The 23,349-nt window shown below is 44.4% G+C and carries 22 protein-coding genes; 6 read left to right on the plus strand and 16 right to left on the minus strand.

The window, feature by feature from the left end; all coding sequences use genetic code 11:
• Nucleotides 1-53 precede the first annotated feature (53 nt).
• Both PUW25_RS16450 and PUW25_RS16455 read left to right on the plus strand, forming a co-directional pair.
• Nucleotides 54-533: a hypothetical protein gene (locus PUW25_RS16450; protein WP_047910682.1), complete on the plus strand. Its 480-nt coding sequence runs from the start codon at nt 54-56 to the stop codon at nt 531-533.
• Nucleotides 534-538: 5 nt separating this feature from the next.
• Nucleotides 539-817, plus strand: a complete 279-nt coding sequence (locus PUW25_RS16455) for a YxcD family protein (RefSeq protein ID WP_205052795.1) — start codon at nt 539-541, stop codon at nt 815-817.
• 55 nt (nt 818-872) lie between these two features.
• Here the strand turns inward: PUW25_RS16455 and PUW25_RS16460 are convergent, their stop codons facing one another.
• On the minus strand, nt 873-2,486 hold the full coding sequence (locus PUW25_RS16460; protein WP_274337299.1) for a thioredoxin domain-containing protein: 1,614 nt from the start codon (nt 2,484-2,486) through the stop codon (nt 873-875).
• A 411-nt stretch (nt 2,487-2,897) separates the two neighbouring features.
• Between PUW25_RS16460 and PUW25_RS16465 the strand changes: the two genes are divergently transcribed.
• The gene (locus PUW25_RS16465) at nt 2,898-3,692 is read left to right on the plus strand and encodes a hypothetical protein (protein WP_047910684.1); all 795 of its coding nucleotides are present in this window, start codon (nt 2,898-2,900) and stop codon (nt 3,690-3,692) included.
• Between the two features lie 73 nt (nt 3,693-3,765).
• On the opposite strand, the gene PUW25_RS16470 is transcribed toward PUW25_RS16465, so the two are convergent.
• Entirely contained in the window at nt 3,766-4,470 is a 705-nt protein-coding gene (locus tag PUW25_RS16470) for a Crp/Fnr family transcriptional regulator (RefSeq protein ID WP_047910685.1), read from the minus strand.
• A 195-nt stretch (nt 4,471-4,665) separates the two neighbouring features.
• Between PUW25_RS16470 and PUW25_RS16475 the strand changes: the two genes are divergently transcribed.
• Nucleotides 4,666-6,123, plus strand: a complete 1,458-nt coding sequence (locus tag PUW25_RS16475; protein ID WP_047910686.1) for a 4-hydroxyphenylacetate 3-hydroxylase family protein — start codon at nt 4,666-4,668, stop codon at nt 6,121-6,123.
• Nucleotides 6,124-6,134: 11 nt separating this feature from the next.
• Here the strand turns inward: PUW25_RS16475 and PUW25_RS16480 are convergent, their stop codons facing one another.
• From PUW25_RS16480 to PUW25_RS16490, 3 genes are all read right to left on the minus strand, one after another.
• Entirely contained in the window at nt 6,135-6,866 is a 732-nt protein-coding gene (locus PUW25_RS16480) for a hypothetical protein (RefSeq protein ID WP_052511784.1), read from the minus strand.
• 50 nt (nt 6,867-6,916) lie between these two features.
• Nucleotides 6,917-7,369, minus strand: coding sequence for a flavodoxin (locus PUW25_RS16485; RefSeq protein WP_047910687.1), 453 nt, complete (start codon nt 7,367-7,369; stop codon nt 6,917-6,919).
• 226 nt (nt 7,370-7,595) lie between these two features.
• On the minus strand, nt 7,596-8,009 hold the full coding sequence (locus PUW25_RS16490) for a hypothetical protein (protein ID WP_047910688.1): 414 nt from the start codon (nt 8,007-8,009) through the stop codon (nt 7,596-7,598).
• Between the two features lie 211 nt (nt 8,010-8,220).
• On the opposite strand from PUW25_RS16490, the gene PUW25_RS16495 reads away from it, so the two are divergent.
• Both PUW25_RS16495 and PUW25_RS16500 read left to right on the plus strand, forming a co-directional pair.
• On the plus strand, nt 8,221-9,084 hold the full coding sequence (locus tag PUW25_RS16495; RefSeq protein WP_047910689.1) for a class I SAM-dependent methyltransferase: 864 nt from the start codon (nt 8,221-8,223) through the stop codon (nt 9,082-9,084).
• Between the two features lie 4 nt (nt 9,085-9,088).
• The gene (locus tag PUW25_RS16500) at nt 9,089-9,811 is read left to right on the plus strand and encodes an RluA family pseudouridine synthase (protein WP_047910690.1); all 723 of its coding nucleotides are present in this window, start codon (nt 9,089-9,091) and stop codon (nt 9,809-9,811) included.
• Nucleotides 9,812-9,905: 94 nt separating this feature from the next.
• Here the strand turns inward: PUW25_RS16500 and PUW25_RS16505 are convergent, their stop codons facing one another.
• From PUW25_RS16505 to purT, 11 genes are all read right to left on the minus strand, one after another.
• Nucleotides 9,906-11,420, minus strand: coding sequence for a DHA2 family efflux MFS transporter permease subunit (locus tag PUW25_RS16505; protein ID WP_047911265.1), 1,515 nt, complete (start codon nt 11,418-11,420; stop codon nt 9,906-9,908).
• A gap of 9 nt (nt 11,421-11,429) precedes the next feature.
• Nucleotides 11,430-11,864 carry a MarR family winged helix-turn-helix transcriptional regulator gene (locus PUW25_RS16510; protein WP_047911201.1) on the minus strand — a complete coding sequence of 145 codons (435 nt, stop codon included), beginning with the start codon at nt 11,862-11,864 and terminating at the stop codon, nt 11,430-11,432.
• A gap of 203 nt (nt 11,865-12,067) precedes the next feature.
• Nucleotides 12,068-12,499: a MarR family winged helix-turn-helix transcriptional regulator gene (locus PUW25_RS16515; RefSeq protein WP_047911200.1), complete on the minus strand. Its 432-nt coding sequence runs from the start codon at nt 12,497-12,499 to the stop codon at nt 12,068-12,070.
• A gap of 210 nt (nt 12,500-12,709) precedes the next feature.
• Nucleotides 12,710-15,163 carry a DNA gyrase subunit A gene (gene gyrA / locus PUW25_RS16520; protein WP_047911199.1) on the minus strand — a complete coding sequence of 818 codons (2,454 nt, stop codon included), beginning with the start codon at nt 15,161-15,163 and terminating at the stop codon, nt 12,710-12,712.
• A gap of 12 nt (nt 15,164-15,175) precedes the next feature.
• A complete protein-coding gene (gene parE, locus PUW25_RS16525; RefSeq protein ID WP_047911198.1) occupies nt 15,176-17,143 on the minus strand; it encodes a DNA topoisomerase IV subunit B in 1,968 nt (655 codons plus the stop codon).
• Between the two features lie 240 nt (nt 17,144-17,383).
• Nucleotides 17,384-18,373 carry an ABC transporter permease gene (locus PUW25_RS16530; protein WP_047911197.1) on the minus strand — a complete coding sequence of 330 codons (990 nt, stop codon included), beginning with the start codon at nt 18,371-18,373 and terminating at the stop codon, nt 17,384-17,386.
• The gene (locus tag PUW25_RS16535) at nt 18,366-19,331 is read right to left on the minus strand and encodes an ABC transporter ATP-binding protein (RefSeq protein WP_047911196.1); all 966 of its coding nucleotides are present in this window, start codon (nt 19,329-19,331) and stop codon (nt 18,366-18,368) included. Before PUW25_RS16535 ends, PUW25_RS16530 begins: the two co-directional genes overlap by 8 nt.
• A complete protein-coding gene (locus tag PUW25_RS16540) occupies nt 19,321-20,181 on the minus strand; it encodes a GDSL-type esterase/lipase family protein (RefSeq protein WP_047911195.1) in 861 nt (286 codons plus the stop codon). Before PUW25_RS16540 ends, PUW25_RS16535 begins: the two co-directional genes overlap by 11 nt.
• 368 nt (nt 20,182-20,549) lie before the next feature.
• Nucleotides 20,550-21,317 carry a CAP domain-containing protein gene (locus PUW25_RS16545; protein WP_047911194.1) on the minus strand — a complete coding sequence of 256 codons (768 nt, stop codon included), beginning with the start codon at nt 21,315-21,317 and terminating at the stop codon, nt 20,550-20,552.
• 298 nt (nt 21,318-21,615) lie between these two features.
• The gene (locus tag PUW25_RS16550) at nt 21,616-22,071 is read right to left on the minus strand and encodes a GNAT family N-acetyltransferase (RefSeq protein WP_047911193.1); all 456 of its coding nucleotides are present in this window, start codon (nt 22,069-22,071) and stop codon (nt 21,616-21,618) included.
• The gene (gene purT / locus PUW25_RS16555; protein WP_047911192.1) at nt 22,061-23,248 is read right to left on the minus strand and encodes a formate-dependent phosphoribosylglycinamide formyltransferase; all 1,188 of its coding nucleotides are present in this window, start codon (nt 23,246-23,248) and stop codon (nt 22,061-22,063) included. Before purT ends, PUW25_RS16550 begins: the two co-directional genes overlap by 11 nt.
• Nucleotides 23,249-23,349: the final 101 nt, after the last annotated feature.

Here is a 23,349-nt window from a genome sequence, read left to right on the forward strand (position 1 = left end):
CGTATGTATGTATTAAACACTAAAAATCACTCTTAGGAGGTAACATTTCTCACATGAAAAAATGGTTCAGTTCAAAACGTCTACTTATGGTCATGATGGCATTTACTTTGATTTTCTCGACCGTAGCAATTCCAGATAATGCAGATGCACGCCGTGGTGGCGGCGGTTTCAAATCCGGAACTAAATCTTATACAAATACACCTAATCGTTCGAATGATAGTAACAGCAATGTTTCAAATTCCACAACGAATCGTAATAACAATGCTACCAACTCTACAACGAACCAAAACCGCGGATTCTTTAGCGGCGGCTCACTTATGAAAGGTCTAATGATTGGTGGACTTGCAGGTATGCTCTTCGGCGGATTGTTCGGAGGTATGGGCTTCTTCGGAGAACTTCTTGGTCTTGCAATCAACCTTCTTGCTATCTTTGTATTAATCAGCCTGGGTGTAGGTATCTACAGAGCCATCAAGAGACGTCGTGAAGAGAAGGAAAAATCCCGCAACATCTATGACGGAAACGGACGATACTAAGCTCTATGGTTATCACAATGGATGAGATCGTTAATGCCATATGTCTTCATATCGCTGAACGTAAGCAAATCAAACCGACAGATGTCCAGGTGGAGCTTAGTTGGGATGAAGATACAGGCTACTCAGCCGAGGTTTGGGCTCAAGGCCGCAGTCAATTTCTCATTGAATCCAATATGATTGAAGCTATTCTACGATATGTACATCAAGAGTATAATGTCCGTGCCTACCGTGAGGATGTTACACTAGAGCTTGATGAAGAAATTACAGCCAGAATTCGTACGTAGTCGGTTAACGTTAACCGCCTCGAGCATAAGCTCGAGGCGGTTTTATTTTTACTTATTAGTTCACAGGCTTAAACTCTTCTCGAAGCTGCTCCGTTGAAGTTATAGGATCGCTGCAGGAGAAGTCCCGACTAATGTACACGGTTCCCTCTCCATTAATGGCGGGCTTGTCGACGAGACCAGGAATAAGTTCGGCTAAGACCTCATGATCTTGCTTGCCTTCATAATTAATGATAAGGGAAGCATCAGGTATATATGATTTTTGGATGATGGAGATCATCTCCTGCACCTTGATATCATTCGTTCTTCCACTGATTATAATTTGGCGCCCTCCTTGCCGTGCATAGGACACGCCAAGCAGATACATGGCCTGACTGTCAGCATGAGCATTCGCAGCTCCTGCCATAGTATAAAGCCATCGTTCTCCCTTCTGCTTCAGCTCACCATCCTGAGTTGTAGCTGCCCATTTGGTGATCAGCAAGGGGAGAACCCCAGCACTTGCAAGCCCTGCTCTTCCATCCATCCCATTATTGTCATTATATCGCTGCACTCGACTTACTCCAAACCGTTGGAAGTTGCCTTCTGCGGGGTCCCAATACAGTCTGAACAGTGCATCCTTAAGCTCCAGTACCTTAGCTAAATAGGCGGGCTGCCCTGTTGCTTCATATAATTCCATCAGTCCCCAAGCCAAATGGGCATAGTCGTCTACATTCGCTGCATGAGTCAGCTCTTCATCATGATAGACTGAATGCAAATTGCCCTCGTCATCACGCAGCTTGTTCCATATGAATTCAGCAGCCTGTGCTGCAGCATCAGCATATCTCGTCTGCTGCAATGCTTTAGCCCCCTTGGCCAAGGTTGCGATCATCAGTCCATTTGAAGCTGTTCCTATGCGGTTATCCTTGACTGGACGCACTCTCGTCTCGCGATATTGCAACAGCTTCTTCCGGTCTTCCTCGAGCAAATTACGCAGGGCGAGTGGATTTAATCCTCTCCGTTCTGCCTGCTCCTCGGGAGTCCCTTTCATCAGATTAGGAATGCTTTGTCCTGGAGTATCCCTCTCAGGTTCAATACTGTATACATTACAATATCGATGCATCTCCTCTACACCCAGTACGTCTTCAATCTCTTGCCGAGTAAATCCATAATACCCTTCCGTCTCCCCTTCCGAGTTGTCACCTTCTACAGCATAAAAAGCCCCTTCAGGCGACGTCATCTCGCTTAACACATATGAGAAGATGGATTCTGCGATTTCCGCATACAGCGGATGCTCTGTTAACTGATATGCTTCAAGGTAAGTCATTGCGAGCCAGGCATTGTCATTCAGCATTTTTTTAAAATGCGGAACAAAGCCCTTCTCATCTGCCGAATATGTGAAAAACGCATGACCCACGTGATCATAAATATTGCTTTTGTACATTTGATGAAGTGTATATTCCACCATCTCCAACGCTTTGGACTGATTATGTACCTTGGCATAGTTCATTAAGAACATAAGCTGAGCCGGAGAGAGAGGCGGGTACACCGTATCTGTTTCTGCGAGTTTGGAATCAAAATCATTTTTCAACTGACGGTAAGCCGCATGCAGAAGTTCTTCGTGAGCTGCAGCCGTGAGTTTTTGATTTTCTTGAGTGAGTTGATTTAAATGATGGCCTTCCGTTTCTCTAATCATAAGCTCCTCCATTTCTGCAATAATCCATTCTGTTTATGATAACTGCAAATACACTTATTCATACTTCAACAGAAACTCACAACATGAAGCATTAAATTCATATTAACCATCAATATATGTTGCCACAAAACATTCTTTATTCTTGTTTATATTTCAAAAAAATCGTTTAATAATAATTGAGTTCTTAGCAATAGGAAAGCCTTGATCCCCCCTAATTTTTCTTCTCGATAATTTGTCTATTCTGTTCTATCTGCTTTGTCATCATTCACTAACTTAGACCCTAATTAATTTAGCTATATGAGCTTTACATTTTTCTTATCTAATTAACTAACAATTTTCACGAATATATTGACCTTTGGTATACCTATATGTAAAATAAAGTAAATTCGTGAGACTGAGGAGAAGGTGAGTATGGTCGTAGAGCCTGATATACTTGTTAAAGCTAATCATCTGGATTCACTTATCAAAAGTATCGAAGTACGCTGCACACACGAGGACTGGGAGGAAGTCACTACTTTATCTCAAGCTTTGTTACATGCTGCTGAACGGGTACATTTTGATATTGTACATCGAAATTGTCCCACCAATGTATACGACAAGCATATCATCTACTATTTTGCCTATAGTCACTTAATGACCAGCATATCGTATCAAAAGCTAAAACAATACTCTGAGTCGATCAAATATATTTCTTTATATTCGGATTTGAGCTGGCTTAGGGATGGTACGAAGGCGGGAGAAGCCGTAATTGAAGAATTCAAATCATTCGCTGCAGTTCATTTGTTAACATTGGAAATATTACGCGGAAATATTAGCAAGCTGTCCGAGTATGAAACTTATCTTGATAATCATTCAGGTGATGCGGTGCTGATCGGTCTCTCTACATTGCTTGAATCTGCAATTGAGCATGGATACTGTATTGATCGACAGTTATTGCGTTTTAAGCAGAATATCAACAGCTACGATTATTATGCAGAACGCAAAATGGCTTCCCATTATTTATCGTATCAATATTTGCTTGCTCAGTATGAGCAGCTGAACGATCAGCATTCTGAGGCGCTGTGTACAGCAGTCTATACCTTATGGGCGGCTGACAGACTCAACAATGATAATTATTTCAAAAAGGCAATCCATTTATTTGAATCCTTGCGCAAAAATGCTTCCGTTTCTCAGCTAACCGCATGTTTTAATCAACCATTTTATTAAGCACATTGCTATTGACCATAGAACATATTAAAGATGACAGCGAATCGCTGTCATCTTTATTTTGATGCGAGTGCTATCGCTTTAAATACAAATCATCAGGTGCCATTTCTCTCAGCTTTTGTTCATCTAACAGGATGAGCTCCCCTCGCCTGCGCTCTAAGATGCCGATCTCCGAAAATTGTTTGACCACCCTATTCAGATGACGATAGCTTGTTCCGAGCAAGTCAGCAATTTCATTCAAGCTGTGGCTGGGTATTTTACTCAACACAACACCCTTCTCTGAGTCCAGCATCATGAAGGTCAGATATCCCGCAAATTTCTTATCTAACGGATATAGCAAATTAACACTGCTCGAACGATTCAGACTCGTCAGCTTGTAGCACATATGCTCCAGCAGGAAATGCAGAAATGCCGGCTGACTGATGTAATGCTGATTAAGAGCTGAATAGCTGATCCCAATCAAAATGGCAGGCCTTACACATTCCACTGTCGTACTTGCTTTATTCTTCGTCACCAGCTCCACGTCTCCAATCAGGCTGAGCGGATCATTGAACCTTAGAGCGAGAGACTTTCCATTTGACATGGTCGTATAGACCTTAAGCCTGCCCTGTACCAGGAAAAACAAATGGTCAATCTCGTCACCGCTCGAGCACACCCGATCTCCATGCATAAGCTCATACAGCTTCATATCGTTAATACTTACGGTGTTCAGCAGTATATCCAGCTCATACATTTGGATAAACTTCATTAGCAAATCTTCATTATACAAAAGTTTCAAAATCAAGAAGCTCCTTTCTTCAATATATGCAGCCTAACGATCACCCTACTTTGCTGGTTGGTCATGGCAGGGCAAACGCCCTTTCTTCGGCTAGAAGCCCAGGTACAAGGTACTTATGAACTCGTTCTCCCGTACATTATGCTAAAAATAAAATCGGGACGCATGAGTTGAACAGTACCCAAAGAGGTGAGAGATATGCCTATCAAGAACGGTAAACAGTACATTGAACGAATCGATCGCCAAAACATTAACTTATGGTATAAAGGTGAACGAGTTACGGGGCCATTATCTAAGCATCCCATTTTTAGTGGACTCATTCAGACGCAGGCCAAGTTGTATGACATGCAGTGTGATGACAAATATAAAGATCAAATGACTTATTTATCTCCAGACACAGGTGAGCCCGTGGGTCTATCGTATCTACCACCAAGCAGCTTGGAAGATTTACAGAAGCGAAGAAAGATGATAGAGCTATGGTCAAGAGAGCATCACGGTTTTCTTGGAAGATCACCCGATTACATGAATACGGCGATGATGTCCTTCTATACCGCCGCGTATACGCTGGAGGAGCATAACCCCGCATTCGCTCAAAACTTAAGAGATTACTATGCCTATTGCAGAGATCATGATATCACCCTATCCCATGCCTTTATTCAGCCTCCTGCTAGCAAATGGTCCGGTCAAATCGATCCTTTTGAGGATTCCATCGCTGCAAAAGTGGAGGAAATCACCGAGGAAGGATACATCGTCAGCGGAGCCTTCATGATGGCAACGCAAGGAGCAACCTGTGATGAGATGATTGTCTTCCCTACCCCTTCTCTCACACCTGATGAAGAAGTGAACCCCTATGCTTTTGCTTTTGCCGTTCCAAATGATCTTGAGGGAATGACCTTTATTTGCCGTGAAAGTCATGCATCAGAATCATCCTACGATCATCCCCTGAGCTCAAGATTTGAGGAGATGGACACCCTTGTTATTTTTGACAAGGTACTGGTACCTCATAACCGCATGTTCTATTATGGGGATGAGACTATGGGCTTCAAGCTCTTTCAAGAGGGACATTTTCATACCCATATCGGACATCAAATTATATCACGTTATATTGCCAAAACTGAATTTCTTCTCGGTTTATTTGAAGCATTGGCAGATGAACAAAATGTCGGGCTGGAGTCTCTTTCTATTGCCAATGTTGCAAAAATCATGACTATGCTGGAAAACTTTAAAGCGCTCAGACTCGCTTCTGAGACTTCTGCTGAGCTGGATGAACAAGGTATTCTGATCCCTTCAAGCAGTCCACTTCTCGCTGCAAGCATTCAGTTTCCGCCATTTTATCTTGAAGTAATCAATATGCTCCAATTGCTTGGATCCAGCGGCATCATCATGACACCTATGAATAATGATATTTCGTCTGAACTAAGTCCATATGTAAATCAATATTTAAAAGGCCTCACAACGGAGGCCAAGGATCGAATTGCTATATTCAGATTGGTATGGGAGCTGACTGCCGGACCCTTTGGAGGAAGACAAAGCCAATTTGAACGCTTCTTCTTCGGTAGCGCCCAAACGGTTCATATTCGGATGTACAACAGCTATGATAATCACGAAGATTATCGTCAGCTGGTGCAAAGCTTTCTAGCCCAGCAAGATAAATGATCTCTGAGCTGTTAGTTGACTTTGCTTGGAGCGTCGTATAGCGGGATATCCGACGCTCCAACTGTATCCAGGCATAGAGGGGTAACGAGCTTAACATAATCCAAGGCCTCATCATATCTGTGCTCATCTGGTATTAGAGTTATCTTACGCCGGTCCAGCAAACAATTGACTTCGATTCGTTCCGGAATACATCCAAAAGCATGGTAGCAGAATACAATCATCATGTTCTGGTATGCCCGAATGACCTCTTCATTATAATTGACGATATACTTTTGGATATATAACCCTTTGTGTACCATATGATCAGGCTGCCATGCCACCTGAAAAATAACAGACAGGTCCATATGTAAGTCTGATACATAAGCTTTGTGCTCTTCATACAGCAGGACAGGCTGTAACAGCTCGGTATGCTGTGTCAGCAACCGGATAAGCTCATCGGTTACTCCCCATTTCACATTCCAAAAGTGATCACTGGATTCAAAGCCTGTAGCGTGTTTAGGCCATCTTTTCTCTAACAAATACTGAATCGGTACTTCTCTGCGAACCTCCGGAGTCAGGGTGTAGTAATCGTTTATCGTATGACTGACAGCATACTGAACTCGATGTCTCCATTCCAGTCCCTGCTGCTTGCCCTTGGCTAAATTTCTTAGTCGGTTAAGGGACCTTTCAGACCAGAGCATTTCCTCCAGCTTATAATCCGTTAATATCCTCTTATGTGGTATCGCTTCAGAAGGTCTCTCCATTGATATCTCTCTCCTTCTCGCTTAAGCTCTTCTCCCATGTATGTCTCTGTCTAGGATACTTGTGCTAAAATTCCAGCAAAACGCTCACCCAGTGCTCTACAGTCCTTCTTCTCCTCGTCCAGCGGACTGTACTCTATTTTTAGTGAAGGCTCAGTGACAATGGCACCGCGCTCCTTCAGCTTGGCTTCAGCCGTATCTACAGCGCCGCAGAACAAGTCATATGACGTATCTCCACTTCCAAACAAGGCAACTTTATATCCACTTAGATCCACCTCATCCAGCTCATCATAAAAATCTAGGAACTCATCCGGCAGATCCCCGTCTCCCCAGGTGTACAGACCGATCATTGTGCCATCATACTTCAGCATTTCGTCAGCATTACAATTCTCCGCTGATTTCAGCACAGCTGTATGACCGGCATTCTGTACCCCTTCAGCAATAAGCTCGGCGATTTCTTCTGTATTCCCTGTTAAGCTTGCATATACGATTAAGATGTTTGCCATCGTTAATTATCCCTCATTTACTTTTGGTATGAAATCATCATATTTGATAATGATTCTCATTGTCAACAGTAAATGAACGACAGCCCGATCTGCTATCTTGCGACAATTAAATGACAATTGCAATTAACCCTGAATTTTCGACACAAAAATGAGCCGCCTTCTCTGAAGAGAAAACAGCTCAGCCTCTATTTACTATATTTTATATGAATCCAGCCTGGTCACAGCATTATACGCGTTCAGCGGTCATTTTTTGTTCTTTCGTCAGCAAAGGCTCAAATTCGTACACCCATGTTCCATTCTCTGCAACCTTGATCTTGACCAGCCCTTTTTTGCGCAAGCTGGCTATAATTTGTTCTGCTTCCTTACTGTGAAGGTCAGTGTAGAGCGATATTTCAGGTATCGTTAAGAGATACTCATGCTTCATGGCGAGTTTCATAAGCTCCTTCTCTAGGGTAAGCTCCCGTCTCTTCTTCATCGAAGAGAGCTCATACAGGCCGTAAGCCAGCGGTGCAGCACCGAATAGCACAAATCCAAGATCAAATCCGGATTGCATCGCAACAAATGAGTATGTATACAACACGATGGAGAATAAACCAAGGGCGACAAGAGTTACTGCGATCCAAGTTCTGCTATTGCTCATCATCAAACCTCCCTTCTTTTACTTTACCCCAAAATAGACGATTAGGCACATTTCCAATGAATTCAAATCCGCATGGATTCCAAGCTTAAGCTAATATAACGCAAAAAACGGGGAATACTGGCATGAAAACACGTAATTGTTGTACAATAGAACCTAATTGTAATTATAGCAATTCGTAAATATAAGATGAACTTGAAGGATGGATTATTACATGTACGCATCACAGCAATGGAAAGACTATGAACTTATAGATACAGGCGGCGGCGAGAAGCTCGAACGCTGGGGAGATATTATTCTCCGCAGACCTGATCCGCAGATTATTTGGCCGCTAGAGAAGGAAACTGGGGACTGGAGAAACGTCCATGGCCACTATCATCGCAGCTCCTCCGGCGGAGGCAATTGGGATATGAAAAAACCAATCCCTGAGCGCTGGACGATCTCATATGATGAGCTCAAATTCTACATTAAGCCAACCAATTTCAAGCATACAGGCTTATTCCCTGAACAAGCAGCGAACTGGAGCTGGATGATCGACAAGATTCAGAATGCCGGAAGGCCGATCTCAGTTCTGAATTTGTTCGCTTACACCGGTGGTGCCACTGTAGCTAGCGCCTACGCAGGTGCCAGCGTTGTACACGTTGATGCAGCAAAGGGTATGGTTCAATGGGCTAAAGAGAATGTACAGCTCTCAGGACTTGGCGACCGTCCTGTCCGTTATATAACAGACGATGTATTCAAATTCGTTCAACGCGAGCATCGCCGCGGTAATCGCTATGACGCAATTATTATGGATCCTCCATCGTATGGACGTGGACCGAACGGTGAGACGTGGAAGCTGGAGCAGAACCTTTATCCATTCCTAGAGTCATGTACAGGAATTCTGACAGATAACCCGCTGTTTGTTCTCATCAACTCCTATACAACAGGAATCTCACCTACCGTGCTGTCCAATATGTTAACGATGACGATGCAAAATAAATACGGCGGCAAAATTTCGTCTGGTGAGATCGGGCTCCCGATTACAGCATCCAATATGATGCTGCCTTGTGGAATCCTGGGTCGCTGGGAGTCTTAATCCGATGAGTGATTTACAGCCGCTATCTATATTATACGAGGACAACCACCTGCTTGGTGTCGAAAAAATGATCAATGTGCCAACACAGGCCGATGCATCTGGCGATATGGACATGCTGTCCATCCTCAAAGAGGATATCAAAGTTCGATTCTCTAAGCCGGGGAATGTATATCTCGGCCTCGTTCACCGTCTGGATCGCCCCGTCGGAGGAGCTATGATCTTTGCCAAAACTTCAAAAGCGGCTTCCAGGCTATCAGATGCGGTCAGAACCCGAAAGTTTGAGAAGACTTATATGGCTGTTGTTCATGGGACTCCTCCTGCCAAACAAGGCAGACTTACGCACACACTGCTGAAGAACGAGAAGACAAACATCGTATCTGTTGTGCCGGAAGGCACACCTGGCGGCAAAAATGCCATATTGGATTATTACGTGCTGGGACAGACAGACAAGCTGTCACTCGTTCAGGTCGTGCTGCATACAGGGAGATCCCACCAGATTCGAGTTCAATGTTTGGCTATGGGATGTCCTTTATATGGGGACCAAAAGTATGGAGTGGAATTAAACAAGCCAGGACAGCAGCTTGCGTTATGGTCCGTGTCCGTCGGTTTCCCTCATCCCGTGACGAAGGAACATGTGCAGTTGATATCCATTCCGCCCCGTGATTTTCCATGGAGTGAATGGCCTGAACCGTTGTATAAAAGTGCAGCGAATCAGCCTTTCGTATAAAAACGAATATATGTAAAAATCCCGATCTGCATCTTACGCAGATCGGGATTTTTATATTATTTGAATCCATGATTTAAGAAATGGATGTATCTAATTACTTGTTATCGCTAGTGCTGACTTCTGCCACTTTCATGGCTACGCCTTTTGCATCCTTCGGTACGGATCGCTTAATAAAGAAGGCGAGAACCAGTGCAACAACGGTAACCCCAGTAGCAATAATAAACGAGAAGTTAATACCGTTGATTTGCGCATCATTTGCTAATTGAAGCATTGCAGCTTGATCCTGTGGATTAATATCTGCCATATGCGTATCCACATAATGAGTCGTACGGTTACTGAATATGGTGATAAAAATAGCTGTTCCGATGGCTCCGAATACGGTACGCAGTGTGTTTAGCATAACCGTTCCGTGAGCATTCAGATTTTGAGGTATATCATTCAAGGCAGCGGTTTGAACCGGCATCATGAGAAGTGACATACCGAACATCCGAAGCGTATACACGATAATCAGCTGTGTATATGATGTATCCATCGTTAACGTGCTGAATTCCCATGTTGTAATAATCGTAATGACTAGACCGATAATACTCAGCCATTTTGCTCCAAATTTATCAAACAAGGAACCGGTGATCGGGGACATGATACCCATAACGATTGCACCTGGAAGCATCAGCAGCCCGGAATCAAGAGCACTGATTCCACGAATCGTTTGCAAATAAATGGGCAGGAGAATCATACCTGAGAACATGGCCATCGTTACGACGATCAGAACCGCTGTGTTCAGCGTGTACATAGAATTCTTGAACACTCTGAACTCGAGCAGTGGATCATCCATCTTGAATTGACGAAGGACAAACACCAATAAGGAGATCGCACCCACAACCAAGCAAGTGATAACGATCGGATCGTTCCAGCCGTTAGAGCCGGCATCACTGAAGCCATACAACAGTCCGCCAAAACCGATTGTTGATAAAATAACCGAAGTAATATCAAGCGTCGGATTGGATACTTCTGTAACATTTTTTACAAACTTCATTCCCACAAGCACGGCGATTACAGCAATTGGGAGAATAATGTAGAATAGCAATTTCCAGCTGTCAAAGGTTTGAACAACCCATCCAGATAATGTAGGGCCGATCGCTGGAGCCAGGATCATGGCAAGACCAATCATCCCCATCGCACGTCCACGCTGTTCAATTGGGAATATATTAAGGATAACAACGGATAACAACGGCATGATAACACCTGCACCTGCTGCCTGAACAATGCGCCCCGTCATAAGGATAGCAAAGGTAGGGCTTAATGCACACAGCAAAGTACCTATTGTAAATAAAGTCATTCCGGTAATGAAAATTTGTCTAGTCGTAAACTTCGCCATCAAATACGCAGTAATGGGGATCAGAACGCCATTGACGAGCATAAAGCCAGTGGATAACCATTGGACTGTTGTTGCACCTACGCTGAGATCCTCCATAATTTTAGGCAAAGCTACGTTAAGTAATGTTTGGTTCAAAAAGGCTACAAACGCACCTAGCAGCATCGCAAATAAGATTGGACCTTTTTTGAATTCGATCGTCTTTCCAGACTGATTTGCAGCAATACTACTCATATTAATCAATCATCTCTCTTTCTCCATCTTTTCAAGCATCAAGGAATGAATACGAAGCAAATTATCGATATCCTCCCTTGGTAAATCCATCATATGAGATACTTTAGACATCCATAGCTCATAGACTCTCTTCTGAACTTCTCTCCCTTTCTCCGTAACCTGAAGCTCCAATGACCTCCGATCATGAAGGCATCTGCCTCTCTCCACAAGCTCAGCCTTAACAAGACGGTCAACGACACCGCTCGTTGTACTGCTGCCCATGTGACAGAGCTCCGCTAATTCAGCCAATCCAATGTTAGGATGCTCAATTAGGATGGATAATACCAGCATTTGAATACGGGTAATCTCCTTCTCCTCTTCCTGCTTCCAGAATAGTCGATGAAAGCTCTGGTTCACTTGACGAAAGGACGAGAATATCTGGTACATCTCATCGTATTCCAGCATGATACTCACCTTTGCTACAAAATAATTATTTTACAAAATATTTCGTATACGAAATATAAGGAGTACAAAGTAATATTATAGACCGATTTTAAAAATAGTCAACACCTTCTATATGTAATTATTTTCTTATCATATATATTGCCCAAACAAAAAAGGAATACGCAGCACGTATCCCTTAGAAAGTTAAAACAGATTCATTTGTATCAAGAGGTTTGCTTCGTTGGAGAGCTTTGGGAAGTGATCTTGGTCAGCAGGTAGACAAGCAGCTGTTGATTGTGTGAAGATATCTTGCCAAGTGTCCCGCTGATAAAATCTTCACGGATAATCATTCCGCGCTGTGCCTCTTGTTTTCCTCTCTCTGTTAATGTGACCCACACAATTCGGCGATCGCGATCGTCTCTGCTGCGAAGGATAAGTTCATTCTTCTCCATACGATCGAGCAGCATCGTAATAGCTGCTGGTGTTGTAGACAGATAAGGAATGAATTCGGACGGCTTCATACGAGGCTGCTCGGACAACAGTTCAAGCACTGTCAGCTGAGCCTCAGTTAGTGCAGGAGCAAGGGCCTGATCCATATGGGCTTTGTAGTCCTTCGTCAGCCTTGCCCATAGTTTGGCGAATTCAGAAGAATGCATCTGTTCTTCTCCCCTCTCTTGTAGAAATTAAGTGCTTGCTTTGATCATTAATTATTTAGCTGATGAATCATTTCGCTCTTTTTAATGCAATTCCTTCCCCATTTTGGCGACTCGACCGGTATCGACGAAGGTTCTTAATCTTTGCAATGTAACGTCAAAAAAAGCCCCTGATGCCGTATTCTGGCGTATCAGAGGCTCTTATGACATATTTTAGGATGACGTATCATCCGCCCGATTATCTATGATCTGTACAATTGAGTCATTCTTCTCTACGCTGACCAGCGCTTTGCCAGTACTTCGCTTATCAGAGATCGGTGCCGATTCTGTAGAAAATCCAAGCATTTTGCCTTGATCTGTCAACGCGAGCAGCCGCAACGGTTCTTTGACATGGTATGCAGCGACGATTTGACTGCCATTCGGCTTAACACGTTTGCCTTCCTTGAACTCGAAGGTGGCAACACCTTTGCCGCCGCGGGATTGCAGCGGATAATCAAGCAGAAGGGATCTCTTTCCATAACCAAGATCCGTTATTGTGAAGATCTCTCCTTCATCCTCATCAACCCATACCGCAGTAACGAGCTCATCCTCGTCTTTTAATTGAATACCTTTCACCCCGCCGGATACACGGCCCATTGTGTTTACTTCATCCTCAAGGAATCTGACACTTTGGCCCAGCTTGGAGACTAGCAGAATGTGCCTTCCTCCCGTACTGAGATGGACACGGATAACCTCATCATTCGCTCCAACCTTGCATGCGGCAACTGCGGAGGAACGCTTGGTCACGTAGTCTTTTAGCGCGGTGCGCTTAATCTGCCCTCTCCGTGTTACAAAGACGAGACTTGCCTCTTCTTGTTCGAAGCTGCGTACCGGTATAATGGTGACGACCCGATCTTCCTTCGATAATGGAATGACGTTAACAATTGCTGTTCCCGGGTCCTTCCATTTGAATTCCGGCACCTGATGAACTGGTAGAAGGTAATATTGCCCCCGCTGTGTAAACACAAGCAAATTATCCAGCGTATTTACATCATAATAAGAAGAGATCACATCGCCTTCAATTACACCCGAGCTGCTCCGGTCTCCCCCTGAACGAGTAAAGGAGAGCTTACTTGTGCGCTTGATGTAACCTTCGTTGGACAATGTCACGAGCACATCCTCCGAATTGACGAGAACCTCAAGATTCACCTTCAGCTCCTCTACCTCTTCCTGAATAGAAGATCGGCGTTCTATTCCGTACTTCTCGCGGATTTCTTTGAGTTCCTTCCGAATGATACTGATGAGCTTCCGATCACTTTCGAGAATACTCCGCAGCTCGGCGACTTTCTTCTGGATCTCATCCAGCTCTTTTTGCAGTGTAGTGATCTCTAGGTTCGTTAGACGATACAGCTGCAACGTAAGAATAGAGTCTGCCTGGCGCTCCGTAAAGCCAAACATCCATTCCAGGTTGTTCTGGGCATCCTGCCGATTCTTGGACGCTTTAATGGCTGCAATAACTTCATCCAAAATGTTAAGGGCTTTAACAAGTCCTTCAAGGACATGCGCCCGGTCCTCGGCTTTTTCGAGATCGTATTGCGTCCGATGGGTCACAACCTCGCGCTGATGTGCAATGTAAGCTTCAAGTATCGGCTTAAGCCCAAGCTGATGGGGCGCTTTATTAACGATAGCCACCATATTGAAGTTATACGTGACCTGAAGATCTGTTTTTTTGAGCAAATAGTTAAGGATCCCTTGGGCATCCGCTTCTTTCTTGAGCTCAACGACAATACGCAAGCCTTCACGCCCGCTCTCGTCACGCACTTCAGCAATACCTTCGATCTTCTTCTCCAGGCGAATCGTTTCCATCGCGGTAACCAGCCGTGACTTAACAACCTGATAAGGAATTTCGGTGATGACAATCTGCTGCTTACCGCCCCGCAAATTTTCGATTTCGGTCTTGGAACGAATATAGATGCGGCCCTTGCCTGTACGATAGGCGTCCAGAATTCCACTTCCGCCCATAATGATACCGCCTGTTGGAAAGTCCGGTCCTTTGATGAAGGTCATAATTTCTTCAAGAGAGATGGAAGGCTTCTCCATAACAGCAATACATGCATCAATCACTTCTCTTAAATTATGTGTCGGAATCTCTGTAGCGAAGCCAGACGAGATCCCGCTTGCCCCATTCACAAGCAGATTCGGAAAACGGGATGGGAGAACAACGGGTTCTTTGGCCGTGTTATCGAAATTGTCTTTAAATAGAACTGTACGCTTCTCAATGTCGCGTAGAATTTCCATAGCAATTGGTGATAAACGTGCTTCGGTATAGCGCATTGCTGCCGCCGGATCATCATCCTGTGAGCCCCAGTTTCCATGTCCGTCGATAAGCACATGTCCCATCTTCCAAGGCTGCGCCATACGCACCATTCCCTCATAGATGGAGGAATCCCCGTGGGGATGATAATTACCCATGACATCACCGACAGTTTTCGCAGATTTGCGGTACGGTTTGTCAGGCGTATTGTTTGAATCGTACATGGCATACAAGATACGACGCTGAACTGGCTTGAGACCATCACGCACATCAGGTATCGCCCGATCCTGAATAATGTATTTAGAATAACGACCGAATCGATCGCCTACCACTTCTTCTAGAAATGCCGGTAAAAACTGTTCAGATAAACTCATTCAAAGCACCTTCTATTCTTCGTACTCTGTAAAATCTACGTTTTCAACGATCCAGCGCTTACGCGGATCAACCTTATCACCCATTAATGTGGTTACTCTTCTTTCGGCCTTGGCTGCATCTTCAATCTTCACCTGCAGTAAGGTACGAGTATCCGGATCCATCGTCGTCTCCCACAGCTGCTCCGGATTCATCTCTCCTAGACCTTTATAACGCTGTAACTCATAATTTTTGCCGAATTCCTTCAGGTAAATTTGCAGTTGATCGTCCGTAAATGCATAGCGCACCGTTTCAAGCTTGCCGGTCTTGCGGCTGATCTTATATAGAGGAGGCTGTGCAATATACACCTTGCCTGCATCAATAAGTGGCTTCATATAGCGATAAAAGAATGTTAGCAATAATACCTGAATATGCGCGCCGTCTGTATCCGCATCCGTCATAATAATGATCTTGGAGTAATTGCTGTCTTCTACAGCAAACTCAGTGCCGATTCCTGCACCGATGGCAGACATGATCGCCCGGTATTCTTCGTTCTTCATAATATCGGCCAGCTTCGCCTTCTCCGGATTCATCGGCTTGCCCTTGAGCGGTAAAATAGCCTGAATCTTGGAATCACGTCCTTGCTTCGCTGAGCCGCCGGCAGAATCACCTTCAACGATAAACAGCTCATTACGAGAGTAATCTTTGGACTGTGCCGGTGTCAGCTTACCGCCCAGATTAGAGCTTTCGCTCCGTTTCTTACCGGATCGCATATCGTCTCTCGCTTTACGGGCCGCTTCTCTCGCTCTGGAAGCCTGAACTGCCTTCTTAATCAACGTCTGTGCAACCTGCGGATTCTCTTCGAGAAAACGCTGCATGCTCTCGGTAACAACCTGGTCCACTGTACTGCGGGCTGACGCACTGCCGAGCTGGTCTTTGGTCTGGCCAACAAACTCTACTTCGGACATTTTCACACTGATGACAGCCATCATGCCTTCGCGGAGGTCGTTACCCTCCAAATTTTTGTCTTTTTCCTTAATCATGCTCGTACGCCGCGCATATTCATTCATGATTCGCGTATAGGCCGTCTTAAAGCCGGTTTCATGTGTTCCGCCGCCGCGTGTAGGTATAGAGTTAACGAACGATACAATCGTTTCGGTATATCCTGCGTTATACTGGATTGCAATTTCGACTTCGATATCCTCTTTTTCTGCATTGAAATGGATGACATCTGTCAGAAGATCCTTGCCTTCATTCAGATAGGCGACGAATTGACTTGCCCCACCTTCGTAGTAATACTCGTCTTGATTGCCGCTGCGCTCATCCTTAAGCACAATTCGCAGCCCTGAGTTCAGGAATGCGATCTCCTGCAGACGCTCAGCCAGTGTATCGTAGCTTAACGAGATACCAGATTTAAACACTTTGATGTCCGGCTTGAATCTTACCTTGGTACCGGTTTGCCGTGTGTTACCCATGACTTCAAGACCCGTAACCGGCTCCCCGACATGCTCCGTTCCCTTCTTATCTACCCAGTATTCAAAGCGCTGCCGGTGAATCTTACCCTCTCGATAAATTTCTACCTCCAGGAACTCGGATAAAGCGTTCGTTACCGAGGCGCCGACACCATGGAGACCACCGGATTTTTTGTAACCGCCTCCGCCAAACTTTCCGCCTGCGTGCAGTATCGTATACACGACCTGGGGCGTAGGAATTCCTGTCTTGTGCATCCCTGTCGGAATGCCTCGTCCATTATCCTGCACCGTAACAGATGCGTCTTTATGTAGCGTAATTTCAATCTTGTCACAGTATTTTGCTAAATGCTCATCGACAGCGTTGTCGACAATTTCCCAGACTAAATGATGTAAGCCAGAGCTACTTGTGCTGCCAATGTACATACCCGGTCTTTTTCGTACAGCGACAAGTCCCTCCAGCACTTGAATGTCGTCTGCTCCATAACCGGTATTCCTGGATACGTCAGCAGATAGATCCATCTCTTGGGTCATGAATGCTCCCCCTCTTATGCCTTCACTCTTCATGAATGATCACACTTTTAAAATTTATTTAGATAAATGAATCAATTTCATAATACCTTTAGCTGCTTCAATCAAGGGTATATATCGTTTCAAATTCACCTTTTTAATGATTTATGAAATTGATAGAGATAAAGAACGAATAAAGTTGTCTTCAAGCTATGCTGTTCTCAGCTTAAAAATGCAAACAGATGTTTCTTATCCTTGTCCATTTTAATTCAAGATATCCCGTTTCGTAAAGACAAGGAATGAAACAACCAGTGAACTTATCCCCCATACACTCAGTACACAGAGCGAAAATAGAAGCGTCATGCCTTCTATTGGCGGCAAATTCCCGGCTAAATAACCAGTCAGATTTAAATTTACCATGAATAAATATTTTGCGCTGTCCCAAGAGGAGGCCATATTCGTCAATATTGTGCCGGCGATCAGTGCGGCCATCATAATGACGATGCTTGCGGATGTGCTTTTTACAAGGGTAGATACCATAAAGGACAGCACTGCCACAATGATACTGACAAACCATATCAATCCGGACTGCATCAGCAGATACTCCCACTGCTCCACCGCATGCACTTTGCTCATATCCACATCAGAGCCATGAATCTGAAACCCGGTAAAGATGGGGAAGGTAAAGCCCTTAAATCCGAAAAACAGACCTGAAATAAGATAACAAATGACAAATACAGCAAGAACAATAAGCGATACAAACATCAGCAGTGTGATTAGTTTGCTCAGCAGAACCTTCCAACGCTTGACGGGTCTTGTAAGCAGCATCTTAATCGTCCCCGTCGTCCTCTCGCCGGATACGAGATCAGAAGCCATGGCAACCACAAGCAGAGGAATAAACAAATTGATGGAATTGTTCATGAACTCTCTCGTAAACGTGACTCCGCTCGGTTCATTCGGATTGATATCGTGATCTAAATAGTACTGAAGCTGTTGAATGTATATTCGCCGATATTGCTTCCACTCTTCCGGCACACGATCACTGCCTAGTGAATTCTGATTATCCGTGATTGCCTGCTGCATTTCAAGCCGCCAGTCATGCCCGAACTTTTCACGTTTTGTTTCAGCTTCTCTCATCTGCGCGTACGTAAACATCGGTGTTAATACGACTAATACCAGCAGAATGACATAAAACCTCTTTTTCTTGATCATTTTAATTACTTCATTTCGAACAAGAGGCAGCACACTATTCAAACAATTCACCTTCTGTCATCTTCAAAAATAATTGTTCGAGCGTAGGATTTACTTTTTGTACTCCTTCTACTTGAATTCCGGCACGCACCATAGTTCTTACCAGATCCGGAATCAGACCTTCGGGCATTTCCGTAATAATGGCGTTATTGCCCAGGCTTGCCGTCAAAGTATCATCCAGCATGCTCGTATCCGCAAGCTCTCTAACCTGCGGATGGCTGAGCAGCCAGCGGACCCCTTCTTCCCTGGGAGATAAATGCCAGATCGTAATATTGCTGTGATCCTCAATGAGCTCATCAACCTTGCCTACTGTAAGAATCTCTCCGTTACTTATAATCGCAACTCTATCACACATAAGCTGAATCTCGCTAAGCAAATGGCTGCTGACAAACACTGCAAGTCCTTCATCCGCAAGCTTGCGTATAAAAGCTCTGAGCTCCTTGATCCCCTTTGGATCAAGTCCATTGGTCGGCTCATCCAGAATTAACAGCTTCGGATCACCAAGAAGGGCTTGGGCAATGCCCAGTCTCTGTCTCATGCCAAGAGAATATGTACTGACTTTCTCGTGAATTCGCTGATCAAGACCCACAATATGGGCAACTTCATTAATGCGTTCTTCGGTAATACCTGGCTGCATTCTCGCAAAATGCTCTAAATTTTCATATCCGGTCAGGTAGGAGTACATTTCTGGATTCTCCACGATGGAGCCTACATACTTCAGCGCTTGCTCCGGTTGTCGATGCACAGAATATCCGCATACACTCACTACTCCCTTCGTGGGCTTGATCAAGTCCACCAGCATACGAATCGTCGTAGTCTTCCCTGCTCCATTGGGACCTAGGAAGCCGAATACTTCTCCAGCACGAACCTCAAATGAAACATCCTTGATAATCCACTTTTTCTTAATCTTCTTCTTTAAGTGCTCAACTGACAACACAATCTCACTCGTATTATTCGTCATCTGACTCCACCCTTTGACCATGTACATCATGAATTCCCAGCACTTCAATGATCCGTTCAGCGATTTCCTCATATCCCTGTGCATTGGGATGAAAATGATCGGAAGCCAGCAATTGCGGAACACTATGCTCAAATAGATCAAACGTTTCCGCCATCATCATCTGATCATCTGTATTAATAAGCTGCAGCGCCTGACTATTCCAAGCAGATACCACGGTATTACCCAGCAGCTTCATATCAGGCAAATCACTGAAGGGATTATATAAACCCACATATACGATCCAGGCTTCTGGATTAATATCCGCAATTTTTCGTAAAATTTCTTTGAGATTCGTTGTCGCAGCCGGCAAAGTATCATACAGCTCTTCAGCATCAGGCAGCTCAGCTGCTCCCTCTTCATACGCCTCAGCTGCCTTGAATAAGTCATTGCCTCCAATGGACAGCAGAATTAAATTAGATTGCTTTAATACGTACTGTACTCCCGTCTCATCCAGCTGCGGCAGCAGCCCTTCTGTAGTCAAACCATTAATGGCCAGATTGGCTGTAACTCGAACCTCATTCTCTTCATCCTGCAGCATTCCAACCACACGTCGAATAAAGCCTTTACCATCGTCATCTCCGGTTCCCTTCGCAAGAGAATCTCCAATGGCTGCTACTTTTATTTCTGCACTTTGCTCCAGCGGCGCTGCCAACGGTACTTCACGATCTGCCCCTTCATCTTCCATAAGTACGGTATTCCCCGATGGAGCGATAATATCCTGCACCGCCAAGACAAAACCGGTGACAAGAATAATGGTCACTATCATTGAAGCAGTACTTACAATTGCCCATATTTTTGTTGAAGATTTCACAAGGACCTTCCCTCCACAACAATTTATTCATCATATTCCTGATAAAAAGTACTTAATGAGGTTATATGCAAAAACCGGATTATTAGGATCGTCCAAATTCACTCTAAATTTACAACCCGAAAATGAATTATTTTCATATTGTAAAAGCGTTCTAATGATAAACATAAAACTTCAGGCCTCGATTTGCAAATAATCACCAAAAAAAAGAACCTCCGGTTACGGAGATCCCAAAACAACAGCATAATATGTTTGCACCTAAAAAATATGGCATTTTGCTTGAGATGACTTAAGGGTCATTTAAAGCCTTACTAACTGAATCAATTTCATATTACCTTGATAATGCGTTATGAAATTCATTTGACAAAAACTTATTTTCCGACAAATTCCTGAGCCCAGTAACCATTCACATACCCTACACCAATAAGTGTAAAGTTTTTGTTCATGATGTTGGCTTTGTGTCCAGGACTGTTCATCCATGCTTTAACTACTTCAGCAGGTGTTTTTTGCCCTTTGGCAATGTTCTCACCAGCATAGCTGTAGCTGATACCGAAAGTCTTCATCATATCGAATGGAGAACCGTAAGTTGGAGATGTGTGACTGAAGTAATTGTTGTCACTCATGTCCTTCGCTTTCGCTACGGCCATTTTTGTCAGATTCGTATGAATTGTAAGTGGTTTGAGACCACCTGCTGCACGTTCCTTGTTAACCAAGGCAACAACTTCCTTCGCATATGCGGAGACAACAGAGCTGGAGTCTGTAGAAGTGTTACCAGAGCCAGAATTGGAACCAGTGTTAGATCCCGTATTGGAACCAGTGTTAGATCCGGTGTTAGATCCGTTGCTAGATCCTGTTTCAGATCCAGTATTCGAGCCTGTGTTAGATCCTGTATCCGGTTTTTGAGTTGTGTTACCACCAACGGTAATGACTTTCCCGCCGATCGTAATCGTGTTACCATCAACCTTCACGTCATGACCATTTTCCTTAAGGAAATCTAAAATGGATTGCTGATAGCTTTCGAGCTTATCCTTAGCTGGAGAAGCGGAAGCTACACCAGCGCCTGGCAGAAGCATTCCTGCTGCAAGAACTGCACTCAAGCTACCAGCGATGACTGTTTTCTTAATAGACGATCTCTTCAAAAATATCAGCTCCTAGTTATGAAATATTACAATTTTGTAACTGGTATGTTTAGGATTATAACAGCACTTTTTCGATTTGTTAACCCATAAATTTTGGTAAAGGTTAAATTTACGTAACCAAAATGTAATAATTCCGACAGCTTGAACGATTCCATTCTGCTAGATTTACACTCTTCACTTCATAGTTTTGACCTGCGTAAAATGCGGAAACAAAAAAACCTAACGATCAGAGATCGTTAGGTTAAGTTAGCAGTGTCTTATTAGAGACCTGCCTGACATATAATATGATCTATTCGGATTACAGCTTCTTGCTGAACCGGTATCCATGTTTCGTAAAGCCAAGATGCTCATAAAAACTGTAAGACGGCTTATGCTGCTCTCGATTGCCCTCGATAATAAGCAGTTTCTGACTGCCGTGCTCGCTTGCCCAAGATTCCGCATATTCCAAAAGTCTACGGCCAATACCTTCTCCGCGATGCGCTTTGCATACAATCAAAGATGTAATTTGTGCCGCTTGTTCTGGATCTGAATGCGTTTGAACACACTGCAGACCTAGCATTCCTACAACCTCTCCATCCATTTCCGCCACCAGCATACAGGTATTATCATTCACCTGGGCAGATTCAATCCTCTCCCGCATAACTCCTGGCGTCGTTGGATAGCTGACCTCATGCATGAGATGTGTAACACACTCTGCATCCTGCTTCTCACATGAGCGAATGGTCAGAACTGGGGCTTCTACATTACTTAACATGGTTTACCTCCACTTTCAGCAAATTTGCGGCCTGTGTTGCCGTTTGGCGTGCTTCTTCTACACTGCTGGCTGCACTGAGTGCAACAGCCATTCTTCTTCCAACCTTCGTCTCAGGCTTGCCAAATATACGAACCTGGGTACGAGGCAGAGCGAGTGCTTCCGGAACACCTTGAATCATATAAGATGCTGTAATTTCATCTGCCTTCAGCGTTGCAGACGCTCCGGGTGTCAATAGTTCAACACCGGTCACCGGAAAACCGAGAACTGCTCTTACGTGAAGGGCAAATTCCGATAAATCTTGCGTAACCATCGTTACCATCCCTGTATCATGCGGCCGAGGAGAAACTTCACTGAATATGACTCCTTCTCTTGTCAAGAAGAGTTCTACGCCAAACAATCCATATCCACCAAGCTCGTCTGTAATACGCTTAGCGATTTGCTGTGCTTGGATCAGCTGTTCCTCGTTCATGAAATGGGGCTGCCAAGATTCTACATAATCTCCATCCTTCTGTATGTGTCCAATGGGAGGACAAAATACAGTACCAGATGAGGAACGAACCGTAAGCAGCGTGATCTCGCTCTCAAATTCAACAAAAGCTTCTACAATGACACGTGTTGCAATAGCCCTGGCTCCTTCTAGTGCAGCATTCCAGCTTGCTGACGCCTCCTCTGGAGCACGGCATACCGTTTGTCCCTTGCCAGAAGAGCTCATAAGTGGTTTGACAACACAAGGTGTACCGAGTTCTTGAACTGCCTTCTCTAGTTCTTCCAGACTATCTGCAAAACGATAGGCTGCCGTAGGCAAGCCCAGCTCTTCAGCTGCTAACCGGCGTATACCTTCACGATCCATTGTAAGTCTAGTTGCTCTTGCAGTAGGTACAACCCGAAATCCCTCTTGTTCAAGCTCTAGGAGTGCCTCTGTGGCGATCGCCTCGATCTCGGGAATGATAAAATCAGGCTGCTCCTTTCGAATCAAATCTTTGAGTGCTTCTGCATTCAGCATGTCAATACAGTAGGACCTATGGGCGACCTGCATTGCAGGAGCATGGTCGTAGCGATCAACTGCAATTGTCTCTACACCCAGTCTTTGTGCCTCTATAACGACTTCTTTGCCCAGTTCACCGCTGCCAAGCAGCAGCATTTTTTTGGTTTCTGCCGAAAAAGGAGCACCCCACATTTTCTCTCTAATCCCCCTACCTGAGAAATCTATATCTATTTCTCTATTTTCGGGGAACTTGAGACATAATGCAAGAGTGCTCGACTTATTTCTTGTGAATA

Origin of the sequence: Paenibacillus urinalis (assembly GCF_028747985.1) — a bacterium.
In the GTDB taxonomy this organism is placed as follows: Bacteria; Bacillota; Bacilli; order Paenibacillales; family Paenibacillaceae; genus Paenibacillus; species Paenibacillus urinalis.